This is a genomic window from Oleiagrimonas citrea (genome assembly GCF_012395255.1).
GTDB classification, from domain to species: Bacteria; Pseudomonadota; Gammaproteobacteria; order Xanthomonadales; family Rhodanobacteraceae; genus Oleiagrimonas; species Oleiagrimonas citrea.
On record NZ_JAAZQD010000001.1, the window covers coordinates 448,251 to 467,267 of the forward strand.

Below are 19,017 nucleotides of genomic sequence, written 5' to 3' on the forward strand. Positions count from 1 at the left end.
CTCGCGCCGGCTTTTTCGTAATCGGCGTCCATCGACACTGTCTCAGGCCAGTTCCGCCGCGGCCGCCACCACGTCCTTCTCCGCCGGCAGCACGCAGAAAGCCGCGCCAGCCAGCGGCGTGAAGGTGTCCGCGCCGGTCACTCGGCGCAACGGCGTCGCGCCGAAACCGGCCTCGACGATGGCCGTGACGATGCCCTCGCCCACACTGCCGGAACGACGCCCCTCGTCAAGCACGATGATGCGCTGCGCCCGTTTCGCCTGCTCCGCAATGAAGGCCTCGTTGAGCGGCACCAGCCAGCGCAGATCGACCACCCGCGTCTTCCAGCCCTGCGCCTGCTCGATGGTCCGCGCTGCGCGCAGCGCCATCGGCACACCGTTGCCGTAGGTGAAAATGACCAGATCCTCCGCATCGTCCTCGTAGACGCGTCCGTCGCCCAGCGTCATCGCCTCGCCCGGCGCGGGGTAGTCGAACTGCCACGCGCCGTCGCCGGCCTCATGGAGATCCTTGGTCATGTACAGGGCAATCGGTTCCAGGAAGGCACACACGCGGCCATCCACCTTGGCCAGCGCCATCAGCGTGCGCAGCATGGTCACGGCATCGTCGCCGCGCGAGGGGCATCCGACCACGAGTCCGGGGATGTCGCGCAGCGCGGTGATCGAGTTGTCATTGTGGAAGTGGCCGCCGAACCCCTTCTGATAGCCCAGGCTGGCCACGCGCATGAGCATGGGATTGCGGAACTGATCGTTGGAGAAGAACTGCAGGCTGGACGCCTCACCGCGGATCTGGTCGATAGCGTTGTGCAGGTAGGCCAGATACTGGATCTCCGGAATCGGCAGGAAGCCGAGGTTGGCGTAGCCCTGGGCCAGGCCGAGAATCGTGGTTTCGTCCAGCAGCGTGTTGAACACGCGCGCGCCGCGGAACGCCTTGCGCAGCCCCTTGGTGACCGTGTAGACGCCGCCCTTCTGCGCGACGTCCTCGCCGAACAGCAGCGCCTGGTCGTACTTCGCCATCAACTCGTGCAGCACCTGGTTGATCTGGATCGCCAGATGCCGCGGCGGCAGGTTCTCCGGCAGCTTGCCCTGGCCGCCGTGCACTTCGACACGACGCGCCTCGAAATCGGTGCGCTCGGCCTCGGCGCGAACCGCATCGGGCGTGTACGGCGCGAGCGGACGCATCACCTCGTCCAGCGTCTCCAGCTTGGGCAGGGTATCGGCCTGCTCGGCCGCCTCGAAGCAGCGCGCACGCGTACGCTCGTAGAGATCGAGCACGTCCTCGCGGGTGTACAACCCCGACTCCAGCGCGATCGCGGCCGAACGCAGCAACGGGTCGCTGGCCTCCAGCGCCACCAGTTCCTCGATCGAGCGCCACTCGATCTCGAAATCGGTGCCGGCGTGGCCCATCACGCGCGTGGTGTTGAGATGCAGGAAGGTCGGACGACGCGTGCGCCGGCAATGCTCGACGGCGCGTGCGACACCGGCGTAGCCGTGCGCCAGATCCAGACCGTCGGCGTAGAAATAGTCCAGATTGGAACGGCGCTGGAAATTGCTGGCGATCCAGCCACCCGGTGTCTTCACCGAGATACCGATGCCGTTGTCCTCGCACACGAACAGCACCGGCCCCGGCAGCTTCTGGTAGGCCGCCCAGGCCGCAGCGTTGAAGGCTGTCTGTGCGGTGGCGTGGTTGGACGAGGCGTCGCCGAACGAGCAGATCGTGATCGAATCATCCGGAATCGGCAGCGCGTGGCCCAGACGCACGGCCTGGTCGATGGCCATGGCCGTACCGAAGGCCTTGGGCAGATGCGAAGCGATCGTCGAAGTCTGCGGTAGCACCCAGAGCGGCTTGCTGCCCCACACCTTGTGGCGACCGCCCGAAGCCGGATCCTCTTTGCTGGCGGCGAACGACAACGCGGAATCGCGCACCGGATCGATGCCCGGCAGCTTGCGCGAACGCTCGGCCATGAACGCACCGGAACGGTAATGCAGGAACGCCGGATCGGTGTGGCGCGTCAGCCGCGCCACCATCGCGTTGCCCTCGTGTCCCGAGGAACCGATGGTGTAGAACACCTTGTTCTTGACCCGCAGCACGCGCGCCATCAGGTCGAGATGACGGCTGACCAGCTGCGACTCGAACAACTCGCGGAACCCCCGCGCGCTCAACTCGCTACCCGGCAGCACCGGCGCCTCGTCGGCTGGCGGCGCGTTCACCTCACCCTGCCAGTGCTGCACGAACTCGGTGAAATTCTGGTCGACGATCTCTGCGCGGTTGAAGCCCTTGTGGCGAGCGGGAATGGGGCGTTGGCTGACGGTCATGCGTGATCCAGTGCAATGCGTGGAAAAGAGAAACTCGGCCGCGACCGCTAGGTCCGCGGCCACAAGCGCATCAGAGGGCCTTCACGACCCGAGACCGGATCGGCGTCCGGATGCGGCACGTTGTGAATCAGGGTGAAGATGGACGCCGGCAGCGTCTCGGACGCGCGATGCATATCCACGTCGGCATCCTGCGGATAGGCGCCGACCGCGACGAAATCGTCGCTGGCCTCCAGTCCGCAATGCGCGGTACCCGCTGGCAGCACCAGCACGTCTCCGGCGACGACCTCGACATCCCGTCCCTCAGCGCCGCCCAGGCGCAGGCGCGCCCGACCGCTGGCGATACCGAACGCCTCGTGCGCCGTCGCGTGGTAGTGATGCCAGGGATAGATGCCGGCGCGCCAGGCCGGGGGCCAATGATGGGTGGCGAACAGCGCCTCGAACCTCGCCGCGCGGTCCGGGCCCTCCGGCAGGACGCCCGGGTAGTGCAGCACGGGAAACTGCGGATGGTTGGGGACATGTCCATCGCAGGAAAACCGCCAAGCGTCCGGCTCGCGCATGCGAGGTGCGGTCATGCCACCTCCTCCACGTGACGCCGCCGTGCATCTAAATCGCCGGCTCGCGGCGGGCGCGAAGCCGGGCGATCGGTCTCGATCCGCGACGCGAACACCTTCATGGTTTCTGTTTTCGCCTCGCTCGCCAATCATCGCGCGACTGCCCCCACAGTTCGATGGGTTTGTCGTCGTAGGGTTCGGGCAAGGTGCCGGGACCCAGGCAACGCGAGCCGAGCTTTCGTGCCACACCCTGCGAAGCGACATTGTCCGGCGCGATGGAATGCACCACGCGATCCCAGCCCAGCGTGTCGAACGCGAAATCCATCGCCGCGGTGGCGCCTTCGGTGGCGTAGCCCTTGCCCCAGGCATCGCGCACGATGCCCCAGCCGACCTCGGGCCCGGGCCAGCCTTCCGGGAACCACGGCCCGAGCCGGCCGACCCAGCGGCCGGTCGCCTTCTCGATCACCGAGAACATGGAGAACCCCTGGATTTCCCAAGCGCCGGCCAATTGCAGGAATCCCCGCCAGGCCACGGCCCGCGCCTGCGGACCGCCGATGAAGCGCGAGGCTTCCTCGTCCGCCATGTTGGCGGCGTGGGCGTCGAAATCCTCAAGCAGCGGAAGCCGCAGGATCAGGCGTTCGGTTTCGATGCGGGGGACGGACATGGCGGAATCAGATCCCGACGTATGTTTGCTGGAAGCAGGAACGCGAACGATGGACAGTCATCTCGACCGTGCCTGACAAGACAGTGAAACATCGATAGCTGTTGCAGGAAATCATGGGGCTCTGAGATGCAGCCGATCGAAACAGGTATTGAACTGCCCAAGAAATCCCCGCTTGTGACAACGCTTTTCCAATGAATTGGCGACGATCTCCGCAACTGCGACCGGCGACCGCATACCGTAGACCATGGCGCCGTTGTCGGGTCGACTTCCCTTTGCGTAGTAGATCTGGTCGCGGTCCAGTTCAAACGATCCCAGTAAATCTCTTTTTCCAGTCTTCGGATCGACCGGACCGCGCAGTGAAAAAATGGAGATCACATGGAGATTACGTTGGAAGGCGGTGCCCTTGTAGCTCAACATGTAGTAATCACCATAGCGACCAGAATTCGAGATTTTCTTTTCGAATGCCACGATGGCTTTGGTGTATTCCTTTTGCTTCAAGGGCTTGGTCGTAAACTCTGTGAGCGCCACGCGAAAACCGCGCTGCCGGAGGACCAGATACAGTGCTTTGGGAAGCTGTCTGCACAAGATGTATGCAGGCATCTTCTTTGCATTGTCGTTCGGCCCCTTGTCGGTTCCCAACAAGTGGTCCAGCAAACCCGTGGACCGAATCTGAGAGCACGGTCCCATCTCATAGCTTGCATCGATGAAGACAGGATCAAGCCTAAGATCGGGCTTTACCAGATGGCTGTCTGCAGCTTGCGCCACGGTAGCCATCGCAAGTACGGACAAACATCCTGCAACTTTACACACCGTTGCAATCCTTCTCATCATGATCATCCCTGTTCGAACATTGATTAAAACGCGTTGATACCGGTCAGTTCGCGGCCCACCACCAGCTGGTGCACCGTCTCGGTGCCTTCATAGGTGATGACCGATTCCAGATTCAATGCATGACGGATGGCCGCGTGCTCGGTGGTGATGCCGGCGCCGCCAAGCACGTCGCGGCATTCCCGCGCGATGTCGATGGCCATGCGCACGTTGTTCCACTTCGCCAGCGAGACCTGTGTGGGCGCCATCGCGCCGGCGTCCTTGAGGCGGCCCAGCTGCAGCGACAGCAGCTGAGCGGTGGTGATGCGGCGCGCCATGTCGGCCAGCTTCAGCTGGATGGCCTGATTCGAATTCAGCGAGCGACCGAACAGCATGCGTTCGCCGGTGTAGTCCAGGGCCTCCTTCAGGCATGCCTGGGCGGCGCCGATCGGCCCCCAAGTGATGCCGTAGCGCGCCTGCGTCAGGCAGCCGAGCGGCCCCTTCAGGCCCTTCACGTTGGGCAGGATCGCGTCGGCCGGCAGACGCACATCGTCGAGGAACAGCGCCGAAGTGACCGAGGCGCGCAGGCTCATCTTCTTGTGCACTTCCTGGGCGGTGAAGCCCTTGGTGTCGGTCGGCACGATGAAGCCGCGGATGCCGTCGTCGGTCTGCGCCCAGACGATGGCGATGTGCGCGAGGTTGCCGTTGGTGATCCACATCTTGGCGCCGTTGAGCACCCAGTCGTCGCCGTCCTTCTTCGCGACCGTCTTCATGTTGGCCGGATCGGAGCCGCCGTGCGGTTCGGTCAGACCGAAGCAGCCGATGATCTCGCCCGCCGCCATCTTCGGCAGGTAGCGCTGCTTCTGCTCTTCGCTGCCGTAGGCGAAGATCGGATACATGCACAGCGAGCTCTGCACCGAGGCGAAGCTGCGCAGGCCGGAATCGCCGCGCTCCAGCTCCTGGCAGATCAGGCCGTAGCAGACGCCATTCATGCCGGCGCCGCCGTATTCCTCGGGGATGGTCGCGCCGAGCAGACCGAGTCCGGCAATCTCGGGGATCAGCTCGGTCGGGAAACGCCCCTGGTCGAAGCAATCGCCGATGATCGGAAGCACTTTCTCATCGGTGAAGCGGGCGACGCTGTCCTGCACCATGCGCTCTTCGTCGGAGAGCAGCGAACGGACATCGTAGAGATCGAGCGGATTGAGGCGAGCGGCCATGCAGGCTCCGATAGGGTCGATGAAACCCCTATTGTAACGCCGCTGCAAACGCCGCGCCCGGTTGCCGTCGTCAGTCGTCGAACGCGTCCGCGCGATAGCCCTCGCGCACGCCCTTGCTGGCATGGGCCACGGCGTCGTGCGGATGCAGGCTCTCATGGTGCGCCACGCGCACGGCGAAGTCGGCGATACGCTCGTCGGCATTCAAGGCCGCCTGGATGCGGCGTGCGGCGTCCTCGCAGAACATCAGATTCTGTCCGTTGGCCAGGGCGAAAGCCTGTTCGTCCTCGCGCTTGACGGCCGTCTGCACCGGCGTGCCCAGAGCGTCCTCGACGCGATCGATGATCGACTCCAGCGCGAAACCGAACGCCGGGGCCATGCGCAGCCGCAGTGTCGCGGTGCTGCGCTGCGCATGCGGCGTGGCGACCATGCCCTGGGCGCTGCCCAGCCAGTCCATGATCACCGCGCGATCCAGCGCTTCGCCGTCGGCGAAATCCTTCGCGAACTGCTGCTGGATGAGCTGTCGCGACAGCGACGCCGAGGCCGGACAGGTCGAGGAGTAGACGACATCGACCGCCAGCTCCACATCGATCTCGCCGTCGCACATGGTCGCGGTGACGGTGACCGGATAGCTGCGCCAGCCACTGTGCACGCTCTTCAAGGCGGAACGGCGCAGCAGATGCTCGAAGCGGATGCGCAGACGTGCGCGATCGGAAAGATCGGCGTGCGTCTCCAGGAAACCGTTCAGTAGCTTGCGCAGCATGCACGGTGCCAGCGGCTCCGCGGTCAGGGCCTGCTCCACCAGCAGATACAGGCGCGACATGTGGATGCCGCGCGCCTCGGGGCGATGCAGATTCACATGCGCATCGATGCGCGCGACCACGCGCTGGGTCTGCCCGTCCGCATCGGCGATCATCAACGGCGCCTGGATGCCATCCATGCCGACCCAGTCCAGCGTGCCGGCCACCTGGGCCTGCGCCTGGTGCGCGTCGTCGGGCAATGCGCGTGCGGTGTTGTCGTCGGTGGCCATGTGTCGTGTGTCCTCGGAGGAGCCTGGCACGGTTCGGAAAAAAAGTCCGTCCCGCAGAACCTTACGCGATATGGGGCCGGATTTCGCCGGTGCAATGCGCGCGCCCGGCGAACGCTGCGTTCAGATGCGGGCCTGTCGCCGCCATGCGCGCGCGGCGGACCAGGCGCGGAACACGCTGCCCGGTGCCGGCTTCGCCCGCGCCTCGCGCAGACGTGCCAGCGGGTCGGCCGCGCGGCGAGCGCGTCGGATAAGTCGTGCATTCTCGCGCATTTGCAGCCCGCGGAACAGACTCAGCGGCCCCGCATGCGCCTGCGCATCGCGCAGCAGTGCGGCAATGTCGTCGAGCTGGTCGCGCAGCGCGGCGCGGCGTTCGGCACTGTCGGACGCAAGCGCGGACCGGTCCAGTCCGTGCCGCGCCAGACGTGCCATGGGTAGCGCCAACCGGTCGTGATCGACCTGCGTGTCGAGCCAGACCAGCGCATGCAGGAGATGATCGGCCGTCGCCGCGATCCCGGCACGCGAGGCCTCCGCCTCGACGCCGAACCACCAGCGTGTCTCCAGATTCGCCCACGCACCGTGAAAAGCCTGTGCACGCGTGCGCTGCTCCGCGAAATCGGCGGGCGTGGGCAGATCCTGCTGTGCCATCGCAGCCTGGATCGGCGCCAGCCAGTCCGACGGCTCGATCCGGGCAATCTCGGGGGCGGCGAACAGGACCTGCGTCAGCGGATGACGTCCGCCGCTGGCCGCGGCGCCGGAGAGCTCCTCCGCCCACCAATTCAATTTCACCTGGGCGACATGCGACTCACGGATGCCGTAGGCGGCGTCGACCCATTCCTGCTCCAGAGCCGCCAGCGCCAGATGCCCGGCCTGACCGCTCTCGTCGACGAACGGCAACGCCAAGCGCTGCGCGGGCTGTGCCTGCAGCCACTTCTGCAGATAGCTGTGCAGGGCGTCGTCGCTCACGCGGATACCTTCAACCGCAGCAGCGCCTGCAGCGCCGCCGCATCCTCGACCACGGCATCCGCGCCCCAGGCATGCGGGTCGCCGCCGTCGAGATAGCCCCAGGCCACCGCCACGGTGAACAGACCCGCTGCGCGGCCGGCCTGCACGTCGCGTTCATCGTCGCCCACGAACACCGCGCGCGACGGCTCCATGCCCGCCTGCTCGCACGCCAACAGCACGGGAGCGGGATCGGGCTTGCGAACAGGCAGCGTGTCGCCGCAGACCACGGCGGCGGCGCGAGACGCCAGACCCACGCGTTCGAGCAGCGGGTCCGTCAGGAATCCGGCCTTGTTGGTGACGATGCCCCACGGGACCTCGTCCGCCTCCAGCGCCTCGAGCAACGCGGACACGCCCGGAAACGGCGGCGAATCGGTCCCCATCCGCTCGGCGTAGCAGGCCAGGAAACGCGGCAGCAAGGCCTCGACCTGATCTTCATCCAGCTCTTGAATGCCGGCCTTCAGAATGGCTCGACCGCCACGCGAAACGACCTGGCGCACCGGCGCATAGTCGGGCAACGGGAAAGACTTCTCCGCGCACAGCTCACACAGGGCGGCAAAGAGGTCCGGGGCGCTGTCGAGCACGGTGCCGTCCAGATCGAACAGCACGCCGGACAGGGATTCAGGCAGCGTCTTCATGCCGGTTTGTGCGCCGCGAGAATGTAGTTCACGGCCGTGGATGAGGAAAATGAAGCCTTTCGATTCATGGGGTTGTACTTCAAACCTTGCACCTCGTCGAGTTCGAGTCCCTGGTCGCGCAGACTCCGCGCCAACTCCGAGGGCCGCAGGAACTTCGCATAGTGGTGTGTGCCGCGCGGCAGCATGCGCAGTACGTATTCGGCGCCCAGAATGGCCGCGCCGAACGCCGCCGGCGTGCGGTTGAGCGTGGACAGGAACAGTCGTCCGCCCGGTTTCAGCATCGCCGCAAGATCGGCGATCAATGCATGCGGATCGGGCACGTGCTCGATCAATTCCATGCAACAGACAGCATCGAAGCTTTCCGGCTCCGCCGCTGCCAACTCGGCCGATGACTGCACGCGATAGTCGACCTTCAGTTCCGACTCGTGCAGGTGCAGCCGGGCAATGTCGATCACGGCCTCTCCCATGTCGATGCCGACCACATCGGCACCGGCCGCCGCCAGCGATTCGCTGAGCAGACCGCCACCGCAGCCCACATCGGCCACGCGCGCACCCGCCAGCCGGACGCGATCGGCAACAAAGGCCGTGCGCACCGGATTCAGGTCGTGCAGCGGGCGCGACTCGCCATCGGGATCCCACCACCTCGAGGCCAGCTTGTCGAAGCGGGCAATTTCCTCGGCGCTGACATTGCCAGTCATCATCGTGATCTCTCCGTAAGGTGCATGACGACGAATCTTACTTCGCCGCCCATTCGCGCACGGTCACTGTCGAGGATCCGGAACGATGCAGGGGATCCTCATGTGCCATGGCCGTCGCTTCGTCGATATCCCCGGCGTGCAGCAGATAGGCACCACCCGTCCCATCGCCGAACGGACCGGCCAGCTCCAGGCGCCCCTGCTCGCGCAAACGATCGAGAAAGGCATAGTGCGGATCGATCATGTCGGGATCGAACTGCGGGTTGCGGAGCGTCAAAACGAGGTAGCGATTCATGGCGTTCGGGGACAGAAAGTGCGGAGTCTATATGCCCGCAAGGGATCAGATGGCCGCGATGCGCTCACGCCAGGCACGCACGCGCCCGAGCAGATCGGGGATGTCCATGCCGACAGGCTCGCGGTCGGCCAGCCTGCGCTGACCGGCAATCCAGACGTCGCTGACCTGATGGCGGCCGGTGGCGTAGACCAGCTGCGAAGCGATGTCGTAGAGCGGCTGCGATTCCAGCGCATCCAGGCGCACCGCCGCCAGATCGGCCTGCTTGCCGACCTCGATGGAACCGATGCATTCGCCCAGCCCCATCGCCTTGGCGCCGTTGAGCGTCGCCGCACGCAATGCAAAGGTGGCATCGAAGGCATCCGCCTTCTGGGCCACGGCCTTGGCCAACTGCGCCGCGGTACGCATCTCGCCGAACATGTCGAGATCGTTGTTGGACGCGCAACCGTCGGTGCCGATGGCGAGATTCACGCCGGCCTGCCGGAATTTTTCCGCCGGACAGAAGCCGGACGCCAGCTTCAGGTTCGACTCCGGGCAGTGCACCACGGACACGTTCGCTTCTGCACAGGCGGCGATCTCGGCGTCCGTCACGGCCGTCATGTGCACGGCGATCAGCCGGTCGTTGACCAGCCCCAGCTTCTGCAGACGCTGGAACGGTCGCAGACCGCTCTCGCGCTTGGCGTCGTCGACTTCCTTCTGCGTCTCGTGCAGATGCAGATGCACCGGGATGTCGAGCTGGTCGGCGAGCACGCGGATGCGCTCGAAGCTGTCATCCGAGACGGTATACGGAGCATGCGGCACGAAGGCGGTGGTCAGCAGTTCGCTGCCACGCAGTTCATCGTGCACGGCCAGTGCCCGCTCGAAATACTCGTCGCGCGTCTTGGCCCACGGACTGGGAAACTCGATCACCGGCAGACCGACCACGGCACGGAAGCCGTGATGCTTGTAGGTCGCGGCGATGGTGTCCGGGAAGAAATAGTTCTCGTTGGCGCAGGTGGTGCCGCCGCGCAGCATCTCGGCAATGGCCAGCTCGACGCCGTCGCGGATGAATTCCGGCCCCATCACCTTGCCCTCGACCGGCCAGATGTGTTCCTCCAGCCAGGTCATCAGCGGCAGGTCGTCGGCCAGGCCGCGCAGCAACGTCATCGGGTTGTGCGTGTGCGCGTTGACCAGGCCGGGAATCAGGGCGTGCGCCGGCAGCGTCACGGTCTGCTTCGGCACGTAGGCCGCACGGGCCTCCTCAGTGGGCAGCAGACCGACGATGGCATCGCCCTGCACCGCCACGGCATGGTTCTCGAGCACCACGCCGTGCGGCTCCACCGGCACGACCCAGCGGGCTTCGATCAGCAGGTCGATAGGTTGGGCTGCGGTTTCGTTCACGGGCACCTCGGCAAGGGCATGCGATGGGAACTGCCCTGCCGAAGCCACCGGATCGGTGCGTCGCCGGCAGGGCCGGATCGACTTGTCGCGCAGCATGCCGATCGCGACCGGACCGCATGCTGCGCGGGAACATCCCGGCTCCGCGCCGGGCAGGCATGATCGCGCCGCAGGCCGAAACCGCGGCGCGGATACGTCACTTCACGCGGCTGACATACTCACCGCTGCGGGTATCGACCTTGATGATCTCGTCCTGGTTGACGAACAGCGGCACGCGGACCACGGCGCCGGTCTCCAGCGTGGCCGGCTTGCCGCCGCCGCCAGAGGTGTCGCCGCGCACGCCGGGATCGGTCTCGGTGATCTTCAGCTCGACGAAGTTCGGCGGCGTCACCGACAGCGGCGTGCCGTTCCACAGTGTCACCACGCAATCCTCTTCGCCCTTCAGCCACTGTGCGGTCTCGCTCATGGCGGTCTTGTCGGCCTGATGCTGCTCGAACGTGTTCGGCTCCATGAAGTGCCAGAACTCGCCGTCCGAATACAGGAACTGCATGTCGGTATCGATCACGTCCGCGCCCTCGACCGTCTCGTTGGCCTTCAGGGTCTTCTCGATCACGCGGCCGTTCTTGAGGTTGCGGATCTTGATGCGGGTGAAGGCCTGCCCCTTGCCGGGCTTGATGAAGTCGGCCTCGACGATGGTGTAGGGGTCGCCGTCGACCAGAATCTTCAGCCCGTTCTTGACGTCGTTCAGACCATAGGTGGCCATGCGGTTGCTCCGATACGAAAAAGCCGCGCGTCGCGGCTACAATGAATACCTTTCGAGCGACGCGTCATACGCCGCCCCCAAGACTGCCCATGATAACCGCAAGCCCCCTGTCCGCGCAGCAATCGCCGTCCAAGGACTGGCGCCACCACTGGCGCGAATCGGTGACCGACGCCCGCGAACTGCTGAACCTGCTGGGCCTGGACGCCCTGACCGAATCGCTGCCCGATGCCGACGCCGGATTCGCCGTGCGCGTACCGCGCAGTTTCATCGCCCGCATGCGTCATGGCGATCCGCGCGACCCGCTGCTGCTGCAGGTGCTGCCGCAACTGGCCGAATGCGACGAGACGCCGGGCTACGCCGCCGACGCCGTTGGCGACATGGATGCCCGTTCCGCACATGGCGTACTGCACAAGTATCGCGGTCGCGCCCTGCTCATCGCCAGCGGCGCATGCGCCATCAACTGCCGCTACTGCTTCCGCCGCCACTTCCCGTACGGCGAGGAAATCGCCGCCACCGCGGGCTGGCGCGAAGCGCTGAACTATCTTCGAACGCACCAGGACGTGGAGGAGCTGATCCTTTCGGGTGGCGATCCACTCGCGCTGTCCACGGCCAAGCTCACCGAGCTGACCACGCAACTGGACGCGCTTCCCCACGTGCGCCGACTGCGGCTGCACACACGCTTGCCAGTCGTGCTGCCCGAACGCATCGACGACACGCTGATCGCGTGGCTGAACAGTCTCGCCCTGCAGAAAGTGGTGGTGCTTCACGCCAATCACGCCCGCGAACTGGACGAGACCGTCGCCGCCGCCTGCACACGCCTGCGCGCCGCCGGCGTGACCCTGCTCAACCAGTCCGTGCTGCTGCGCGGCGTCAACGACGACGGCGATACCCTATGCGACCTGTCCTCGCGGCTGTTCGAGTGCGGCGTTTTGCCCTACTACCTGCATCAGCTCGATCGCGTCCAGGGAGCCGCGCATTTCGAGATCGACGATGCGCGCGCCCTGGAGCTTCTCGCCCACATGCGTGACCGCCTGCCCGGTTTCCTGCTGCCTCGCCTGGTACGCGAAGTCGCGGGCGACCCGGCCAAGCGCCCGGTCGAGCGTCCATGACGCCGTTCTCTTCCACGGTTCGCAGCGCCACGAATGGATGTCTGATAGCGTGGAACCTCGCTGGCAATGGTTGTACGAATGGAGTACAACCGCATCATGATGCACTGCGGCATGCAGCCGCCCTCACGGACCACCTCCCCCCGGCATGAAGCAGAACAACGTCATCCGCATCCTGTTCATCGAAGATTCGGTCGAGAACGCCGAGCACACCATCAGCCTCCTCCGCAATCACGGCATTGCCGTGCGACCCTCGCGGGCCACCAACGAGGCCGAGCTGGAACACGCCCTGCAGGAACTCGTGCCGGACCTGGTGCTGGTCAACCCCGGGGTTCGCGATCTGGATATCGCCGAAATCGCGCGCCACCTGGAAGCAACGGGCAAGGATTTCGCGCTGACCGGCATCGTCGACGAGATCGACAACGACGTCGTTTCGTCCCTGTTCGCCGCCAAGGTCCGCAGCGTGGCGCTGCGTTCGGAACCCGAGCAGACGCTGATGGTCATCCAGCGTGAGTTCGCAGCGCTGAGCACACGCCGATCAGTGCGTCAGCTGGAAGCCTCGCTGCGCGAATCCGAACGCCGTTGCGACGCGCTGCTCGACTCCTCCCGCGACGCCATCGCCTATGTGCACGAAGGCATGCATGTGCGCGCCAACCGCGCCTACCTGGAACTGTTCGGCTATGACAGCTTCGACGAAGTCGAGGGGCTGACGCTGCTGGACATGGTCGCCAGCGAGAACGCCGACGACTTCAAGGCTCTGCTGAAGCGCCTCTCACGCGGAGAGAAGCCACCCAAGCGCGTGGAACTGAAGGCTGTCAACGGCAAGGGTGAAACCTTCGACGCCTCGGCCGAGTTCGCCCAGGCCACCTTCGAAGGCGAGCCGTGCCTGCAGATCATCTTCCGCCGCAAGGCGGTCAGCCCGGAGTTGATCGAGCAGTTGCAGCGCGACAGTGTCACCGGTATGTACAACCGCTCGCGCATGCTGGAAATGATCGAGGACGCCGTGGGCGACGCCGCCAAGGGCACGGGAAATCAGGCGCTGCTGCTGATCGAGCCGGACAACTGGAAATCGATCGTCGAAGGCATCGGACTGGCCAATACCGACGCGCTGATCGCCGGCCTCGCCGAGCGCATCGAGAAGCGCCTTGCCGACAACCAGATCGCCGGACGCCTCGGCGACCACACCCTTGGCATTCTTCTCCGCGAGCACAGCGACAGCGACGTGCAGGCTCTGGTCGACGCGCTGCTCTCCGTGGGCGACGACGGCATCATCGAGGCGGGGCAGAACTCCATCACACTGAACCTGAGCGTCGGCGGCGCCCTTCTCGGTGAAAAGAACGCCAACACACGCGAACTGCTGGAGCAGGCCAGCAACGCGCTGCACAGCGCGCAAACCCAGGGTGGGCACCGTAGCGAGATTCACGACCCCGCCGCCAGCGAAAAAGAAGAAGCCGCCCGCGAACAGCATTGGCTGGAGTTGGTGCGGGAAGCGCTCGAGACCGACGGCTTCATTCTCTACCAGCAGCAGATCATCAGTCTGCAGGACGCAGAGGGCGAGTTCTCGGAGATCCTGCTGCGCATGAACGGCCCCAATGGAGAGGTCCTGCCACGCTACTTCCTGCCGGTCGCCGAGCATGCAGGGCTGATGCCGAAAATCGACCGCTGGGTGCTGGGCCAGGTGATCGACATGCTGGTGGAGTGCGCCCGCGAGAAGCGGATCGCAACCTACTTCGTCAAGCTCTCGCCGCAGTCGCTGCAGGACCCATCCCTGATGCCCTGGCTGTCCAAGCGTATCGCCGACGCAAACATCCGTCCCGGCTCACTGGTGATCGAGATGCCCGAGAGCAAAGTGCTGACCACGCTGAAACCGGCGCAGGATTTCGTCAACGCGCTGAAGGAAACGGGTGCCCAGTTCGCCATGGAGCAATTCGGCTCGGGCCTCAATTCCTTCCAGGTTCTGCAGCACGTCGACGCGGACTACCTGAAGATCGATCGCAGCTTCATGAGCAAGCTGACGCAGAATCCAGAGAACCGCGACAAGATCGCCGAAATCTGCATCAAGGCGCAGAAAGCCGGCAAGCTGACCGTGGCCGAATGGGTCGAGGACGCCGCCAGCACACCGCTGCTGTTCGCCTGTGGCGTGGATTTCGTGCAAGGCAACTTCCTGCAGGAACCGGAAAAGATCATCGCCTACGACATGGCCTGATCCCAGGACGACCCCTCACTTCGTCATCCCATGCAGAAAATCTGCTCCGCGCCCTTGGGGCGGATGCCAGTGCTGGCCACCCAGTACTGGGCTCGCGTCGCCACGAGCGACGACGGCTCGACATCGATTCCTCGGATAGACTGATCCAGTCTGGCGCCAAAACGGTGCAGATCAATCAGGGGGTCATGATGAGACATCGTCTTGCATCACCGAAGACCTGGTGCAGCCGGGGAACGTTATTTCTTGGAATATGGCTCGCGGGAAGCCTTTTCCTGGCACGGGCCCAGAACTCGAGCCCGGAACGAACTGTTTCCAACCCAACTTCCACCCAACCTGTTCTTCAGCGCAGAACGCCGCCTGTCTACCCGATCCATGCGCTCAGGCATCACATTGAGGGGACCGTGGTCGTACTGGCCAGAATCGGCGCCGATGGTGCGGTAACGGCCGTGCGCGCAGAGCCAACCCGAACCGACCCATCCCTGGTCGAATCGGCACTGCAGGCAGTCAAGCGCTGGCATTACGCACCAGCTACCGACGACAAAGGTCGCCCCATAACCGTCTGGATCAAGGTTCCCATCCGCTTTTACTTCGACAAGCACCAGCACTCAGGGAACTAGACGGAATCTCCCGACAAATACGAAAAGGCCGCGCAGCGATGCTGCGCGGCCTTTTCCGCACAAATGCGGACAATCGTTTACTCGGAAGCGGCAGCGTTTGCGGCAGCTTCGGCCTTGGCCGCAGCCTTGGCAGCCTGGGCGGCAGCGATGTCTTCCTTGATGCGTGCGGCCTTACCTTCCAGACCACGCAGGTGGTACAGCTTGGCGCCGCGCACCTTGCCCTTGCGCTTGACCTGCACGGAGTCGATCTGCGCGCTGTGCGACTGGAACACGCGCTCGACGCCGGTGCCGTGCGACATCTTGCGCACAGTGAAGGCCGAATGCAGGCCGCGGTTGCGCTTGGCGATGACGACGCCCTCGAACGCCTGCACGCGCTCGCGGTTGCCTTCCTTCACCTTCACGTTGACCACGACGGTGTCGCCGGGGCCGAAGTCCGGCAGCTTGCGGGTCATCTGCTCGGATTCGAACTGTTCAATGATCTTGTTCATGGCATACCACCGATGTTTTCAGTCCTGGGGCCCGGTCCCGGCCTCAAGTTGTTGTGTCGCGAAATACTCACGACGGAATTCGTCCAGCAATGCGCGGGACTCCTCATCCAGCACGCACTGCGCCAGCAGGTCGGGCCGACGCAGCCAGGTCCGACCCAGTGACTGCTTGCGGCGCCAACGGCGAATGGCCGCGTGATCCCCGCCCAGCAGCACCGGCGGCACCGTCCCCAACGCATCCGTCTCCGGCCGCGTGTAATGGGGGCAGTCCAGCAGACCGTCCGAGAACGAGTCCTGCTGCGCCGACTGCGCATCGTTCAATGCGCCGTCCTGCAACCGACCCACGGCATCGATCACCACCGCCGCGGCCAGCTCGCCGCCGGACAACACGTAGTCGCCGACGGAAATCTCCTCATCCACCTCGTGCGCCAGCAGGCGTTCGTCCACGCCCTCGTAGCGCCCGCAGAGCAGTGCCACGCGCGGCCTGGCGGCCAGCTTGCACACCCTGTCCTGCGTCAGCCGCGCTCCCTGCGGGCTGAGGTAGACCACATGCGCCGGTTCATCCGACGCTTCCCGCAACGCGCCGAACAGCGCGCGCAACGGTTCGATCATCATCACCATGCCCGGACCGCCACCAAAGGTGCGTCCGTCCACGGTACGGTAGTTGTCGGTGGCGAAATCGCGCGGATTCCAGGTTTCCACCTGAAGCAGGCCCCGCTGCTGCGCCCGCCCGACCACGCCGACTCCGCTGCACTGCCGGACGAAATCGGGAAACAGTGTGATGACGTCGATCCGCATGTCGTCCCACCGCCCCGGCAGCCACGTGCCGCCTTCTACCGTCTGCTGCGGCGCATGCGCCGCGTCGTTCCATCCCGCTCGTCAGAAATCGGGGTCCCAGTCGACTTCGATGCGCTTGGCTTCGAGGTCGACGGAAACCACGTAGGTTTCCTGCACGAACGGAACCAGATGTTCCTTGCCGCCACCGCGCACCACCATGACATCGTTGGCACCAGTCGCGAAAAGATGTTGCACACGCCCCAGCGGGACGCCTTGCACGGTCACGACCTCGAGTCCCTCCAGGTCGCACCAGTAGTACGCGCCATCCTCCGGTTCCGGCAGCGCCTCGCGTGGAACGAGGATGTCGCTGCCGATCCATTCGGCGGCCTGCTCACGGCCTTCAACGCCAGGCAAGACGGCGACAATGCCCTTGCCCTGCTCGCGTCCCGTGACGCCTTCCACCTCCGTTTCCTCACCCGGCGCTTTCACAAGCAGCCAGGGCTGGTAATCGAAGATGCGCGTGCGCGGATCGGTCCAGGATTCCAGCTTGACCGCGCCGCGTACGCCCGACAGCCCGACGATGCGCCCCACAGGGACGCGTCGACCGGCACCGGTCATGCTCAGGCAGCAGCCTGCTGCTTACCGGCTTCCTTCAGCAGAGCGCGAACCTTGTCCGACATCTGCGCGCCCTTGGACACCCAGGTGTTGACCTTGTCCACGTCCAGCTCCAGACGCTTGTCGGCGCCGGAAGCCACCGGATTGTAGTAGCCCAGACGCTCAATGTTGCGGCCGTCACGCTTGTTGCGCTGATCGGTCACGACGATGTGATAGAACGGACGGCCCTTGGCGCCGCCGCGCGCAAGACGAATCTTAACCATTGATTTCAACTCCGAAGTTGCCGGACACCCGGCAGCCGCACGCGACGGTGCGTAGTAAACGCGACATTTTAGCGGAAAAACTCGAAAAAGAAAGACCTTAGGGGCAAGAAAAGACACATGCAGAAAAGGTGAAAGGCGTAAGCCGGATGTCTCGCCCGGCCCGGCCCGCCCATTCCGCTCTTTTCTTGTACGCCTCAGCGCATGGGTGGCATGCCGCCGCCCCCGCCCATGCCCTTCATGGCGCCGCGCATCTGGCGCATCAGGCCCTTGCCTTTGCCCTTGCCGAACTTGGACATCATCTTCGACATCTGCATGTACTGCTTCAACAGGCGATTGACATCGGCCGGCTGCGTACCGGAACCACGCGCCACACGCGCCTTGCGCGAACCCTTGAGCAGGTCCGGATGACGGCGTTCCTTCTGCGTCATCGAATTGATGATCGCGATCATGCGCTTGATCTCGCCGTCGTTGGCCTTCTGCTTCACCGCCTCGGGAAGCTGACCCATGCCCGGCATCTTGTCCATGAGTCCGGCCAGGCCACCCATGTTCATCATCTGCTCGAGCTGATCGCGCATGTCGACCAGATCGAAGCGCTTGCCCTTGATGACCTTCTTGGCGAGCTTCTGTGCTTTCTCGTGGTCGACCTTGCGCTCGACTTCCTCGACCAGACTGAGCACGTCGCCCATGCCGAGAATACGCTGCGCCACACGATCCGGATGGAAGGGCTCCAGCGCATCGGTCTTCTCGCCGGCGCCGAGGAATTTGATCGGCTTGCCGGTGATGTAGCGCACCGACAGCGCCGCACCGCCGCGGGCATCGCCGTCGGTCTTGGTCAGCACCACGCCGGTCAGCGGCAGCGCGTCGGCGAAGGCCTTGGCGGTGTTGGCCGCGTCCTGACCGGTCATGGCGTCGACCGTGAACAGGGTCTCGACCGGATCCAGCGCGGCATGCAGGCGCTGGATCTCCTCCATCATCTTCTCGTCGACGTGCAGACGGCCGGCGGTATCGACGATCAGCACGTCGGCCAACTCGCGCCTGGCGGCTGCCACGGCGTCGTTGGCGATATCGACCGGATTCTGCCCCGCCTCGGACGGGAAGAAGCTCACGCCGACCTGACCGGCCAGCGTCTTCAGCTGCTCGATGGCAGCCGGACGATAGACGTCGCAGCTGACCACCATGACTTTCTTCTTCTGACGCTCGCTCAGCAGGCGCGCCAGCTTGGCCACCGTGGTGGTCTTGCCCGCGCCCTGCAGACCCGCCATCAATACGACGGCCGGCGGCTGCGCAGCCAGGTCCAGCGCCTCGTTGTTCTGCCCCATCAGCGCGGTCAGTTCGTCGCTGACCACCTTCACCAAGGCCTGGCCTGGAGTCAGGCTTTTGAGGACTTCCTGGCCAACGGCGCGCATTTTCACGCGGTCGATCAGGGCCTGCACCACCGGCAGGGCCACATCGGCCTCCAGCAACGCGATGCGCACCTCGCGCAGGCTCTCCTGGATATTTTCCTCGGTCAGGCGACCGCGTCCGCGCAAGCGCTGGACGGTGGAAGAAAGGCGTTGACTAAGCGATTCGAACATGGGACGGACTTGCGTGCCGGAAACGCCCAGTATA

General features: G+C 64.9%; 20 protein-coding genes. 3 read left to right on the forward strand and 17 right to left on the reverse strand.

Annotated elements, in window-relative coordinates:
• Positions 1–42 precede the first annotated feature (42 nt).
• From HF690_RS01865 to efp, 12 genes are all read right to left on the reverse strand, one after another.
• Positions 43–2,310: a thiamine pyrophosphate-dependent enzyme gene (locus tag HF690_RS01865; RefSeq protein ID WP_113065883.1), complete on the reverse strand. Its 2,268-nt coding sequence runs from the start codon at positions 2,308–2,310 to the stop codon at positions 43–45.
• Positions 2,311–2,357: 47 nt separating this feature from the next.
• Entirely contained in the window at positions 2,358–2,882 is a 525-nt protein-coding gene (locus tag HF690_RS01870) for a cupin domain-containing protein (protein ID WP_240151522.1), read from the reverse strand.
• 97 nt (positions 2,883–2,979) lie between these two features.
• Positions 2,980–3,525, reverse strand: coding sequence for a GNAT family N-acetyltransferase (locus tag HF690_RS01875; protein ID WP_168608253.1), 546 nt, complete (start codon positions 3,523–3,525; stop codon positions 2,980–2,982).
• 111 nt (positions 3,526–3,636) lie between these two features.
• Positions 3,637–4,290: a hypothetical protein gene (locus HF690_RS01880; RefSeq protein ID WP_205300779.1), complete on the reverse strand. Its 654-nt coding sequence runs from the start codon at positions 4,288–4,290 to the stop codon at positions 3,637–3,639.
• Positions 4,291–4,379: 89 nt separating this feature from the next.
• Positions 4,380–5,549: an acyl-CoA dehydrogenase family protein gene (locus HF690_RS01885; RefSeq protein WP_168608255.1), complete on the reverse strand. Its 1,170-nt coding sequence runs from the start codon at positions 5,547–5,549 to the stop codon at positions 4,380–4,382.
• A gap of 70 nt (positions 5,550–5,619) precedes the next feature.
• Entirely contained in the window at positions 5,620–6,576 is a 957-nt protein-coding gene (folE2, locus tag HF690_RS01890) for a GTP cyclohydrolase FolE2 (protein WP_168608256.1), read from the reverse strand.
• A gap of 120 nt (positions 6,577–6,696) precedes the next feature.
• Positions 6,697–7,539 (reverse strand): isoprenoid biosynthesis enzyme family protein, encoded by an 843-nt coding sequence (locus HF690_RS01895; RefSeq protein WP_113065879.1) that lies wholly within the window; start codon positions 7,537–7,539, stop codon positions 6,697–6,699.
• Positions 7,536–8,213 carry a phosphoglycolate phosphatase gene (gene gph, locus HF690_RS01900; protein WP_113065878.1) on the reverse strand — a complete coding sequence of 226 codons (678 nt, stop codon included), beginning with the start codon at positions 8,211–8,213 and terminating at the stop codon, positions 7,536–7,538. Before gph ends, HF690_RS01895 begins: the two co-directional genes overlap by 4 nt.
• Complete coding sequence (gene ubiG, locus HF690_RS01905; RefSeq protein ID WP_168608257.1) at positions 8,210–8,914, reverse strand: bifunctional 2-polyprenyl-6-hydroxyphenol methylase/3-demethylubiquinol 3-O-methyltransferase UbiG; 705 nt, start codon at positions 8,912–8,914, stop codon at positions 8,210–8,212. The genes gph and ubiG overlap by 4 nt, the downstream gene beginning before the upstream one ends.
• Positions 8,915–8,948: 34 nt before the next feature.
• On the reverse strand, positions 8,949–9,203 hold the full coding sequence (locus HF690_RS01910; RefSeq protein WP_168608258.1) for a YciI family protein: 255 nt from the start codon (positions 9,201–9,203) through the stop codon (positions 8,949–8,951).
• A 45-nt stretch (positions 9,204–9,248) separates the two neighbouring features.
• Positions 9,249–10,580, reverse strand: a complete 1,332-nt coding sequence (locus HF690_RS01915; RefSeq protein WP_113065968.1) for a TRZ/ATZ family hydrolase — start codon at positions 10,578–10,580, stop codon at positions 9,249–9,251.
• A gap of 193 nt (positions 10,581–10,773) precedes the next feature.
• Entirely contained in the window at positions 10,774–11,340 is a 567-nt protein-coding gene (gene efp / locus HF690_RS01920) for an elongation factor P (protein ID WP_113065875.1), read from the reverse strand.
• Positions 11,341–11,429: 89 nt separating this feature from the next.
• Between efp and epmB the strand changes: the two genes are divergently transcribed.
• From epmB to HF690_RS15255, 3 genes are all read left to right on the forward strand, one after another.
• On the forward strand, positions 11,430–12,449 hold the full coding sequence (gene epmB / locus HF690_RS01925; RefSeq protein ID WP_168608259.1) for an EF-P beta-lysylation protein EpmB: 1,020 nt from the start codon (positions 11,430–11,432) through the stop codon (positions 12,447–12,449).
• Positions 12,450–12,594: 145 nt separating this feature from the next.
• Positions 12,595–14,652 (forward strand): GGDEF/EAL domain-containing response regulator, encoded by a 2,058-nt coding sequence (locus HF690_RS01930; protein ID WP_113065873.1) that lies wholly within the window; start codon positions 12,595–12,597, stop codon positions 14,650–14,652.
• 188 nt (positions 14,653–14,840) lie between these two features.
• Positions 14,841–15,269: an energy transducer TonB gene (locus tag HF690_RS15255; RefSeq protein WP_425495896.1), complete on the forward strand. Its 429-nt coding sequence runs from the start codon at positions 14,841–14,843 to the stop codon at positions 15,267–15,269.
• A 77-nt stretch (positions 15,270–15,346) separates the two neighbouring features.
• Here HF690_RS15255 and rplS read toward each other — a convergent pair whose 3' ends face one another.
• From rplS to ffh, 5 genes are all read right to left on the reverse strand, one after another.
• Positions 15,347–15,757: a 50S ribosomal protein L19 gene (gene rplS / locus HF690_RS01940; RefSeq protein WP_113065871.1), complete on the reverse strand. Its 411-nt coding sequence runs from the start codon at positions 15,755–15,757 to the stop codon at positions 15,347–15,349.
• Positions 15,758–15,775: 18 nt separating this feature from the next.
• A complete protein-coding gene (gene trmD, locus HF690_RS01945; RefSeq protein WP_168608261.1) occupies positions 15,776–16,552 on the reverse strand; it encodes a tRNA (guanosine(37)-N1)-methyltransferase TrmD in 777 nt (258 codons plus the stop codon).
• Positions 16,553–16,633: 81 nt separating this feature from the next.
• The gene (gene rimM, locus HF690_RS01950) at positions 16,634–17,149 is read right to left on the reverse strand and encodes a ribosome maturation factor RimM (protein ID WP_168608262.1); all 516 of its coding nucleotides are present in this window, start codon (positions 17,147–17,149) and stop codon (positions 16,634–16,636) included.
• A gap of 2 nt (positions 17,150–17,151) precedes the next feature.
• Positions 17,152–17,409 (reverse strand): 30S ribosomal protein S16, encoded by a 258-nt coding sequence (rpsP, locus tag HF690_RS01955; protein ID WP_113065869.1) that lies wholly within the window; start codon positions 17,407–17,409, stop codon positions 17,152–17,154.
• Between the two features lie 194 nt (positions 17,410–17,603).
• Positions 17,604–18,983, reverse strand: a complete 1,380-nt coding sequence (gene ffh / locus HF690_RS01960) for a signal recognition particle protein (protein ID WP_168608263.1) — start codon at positions 18,981–18,983, stop codon at positions 17,604–17,606.
• Between the last annotated feature and the right edge of the window lie 34 nt (positions 18,984–19,017).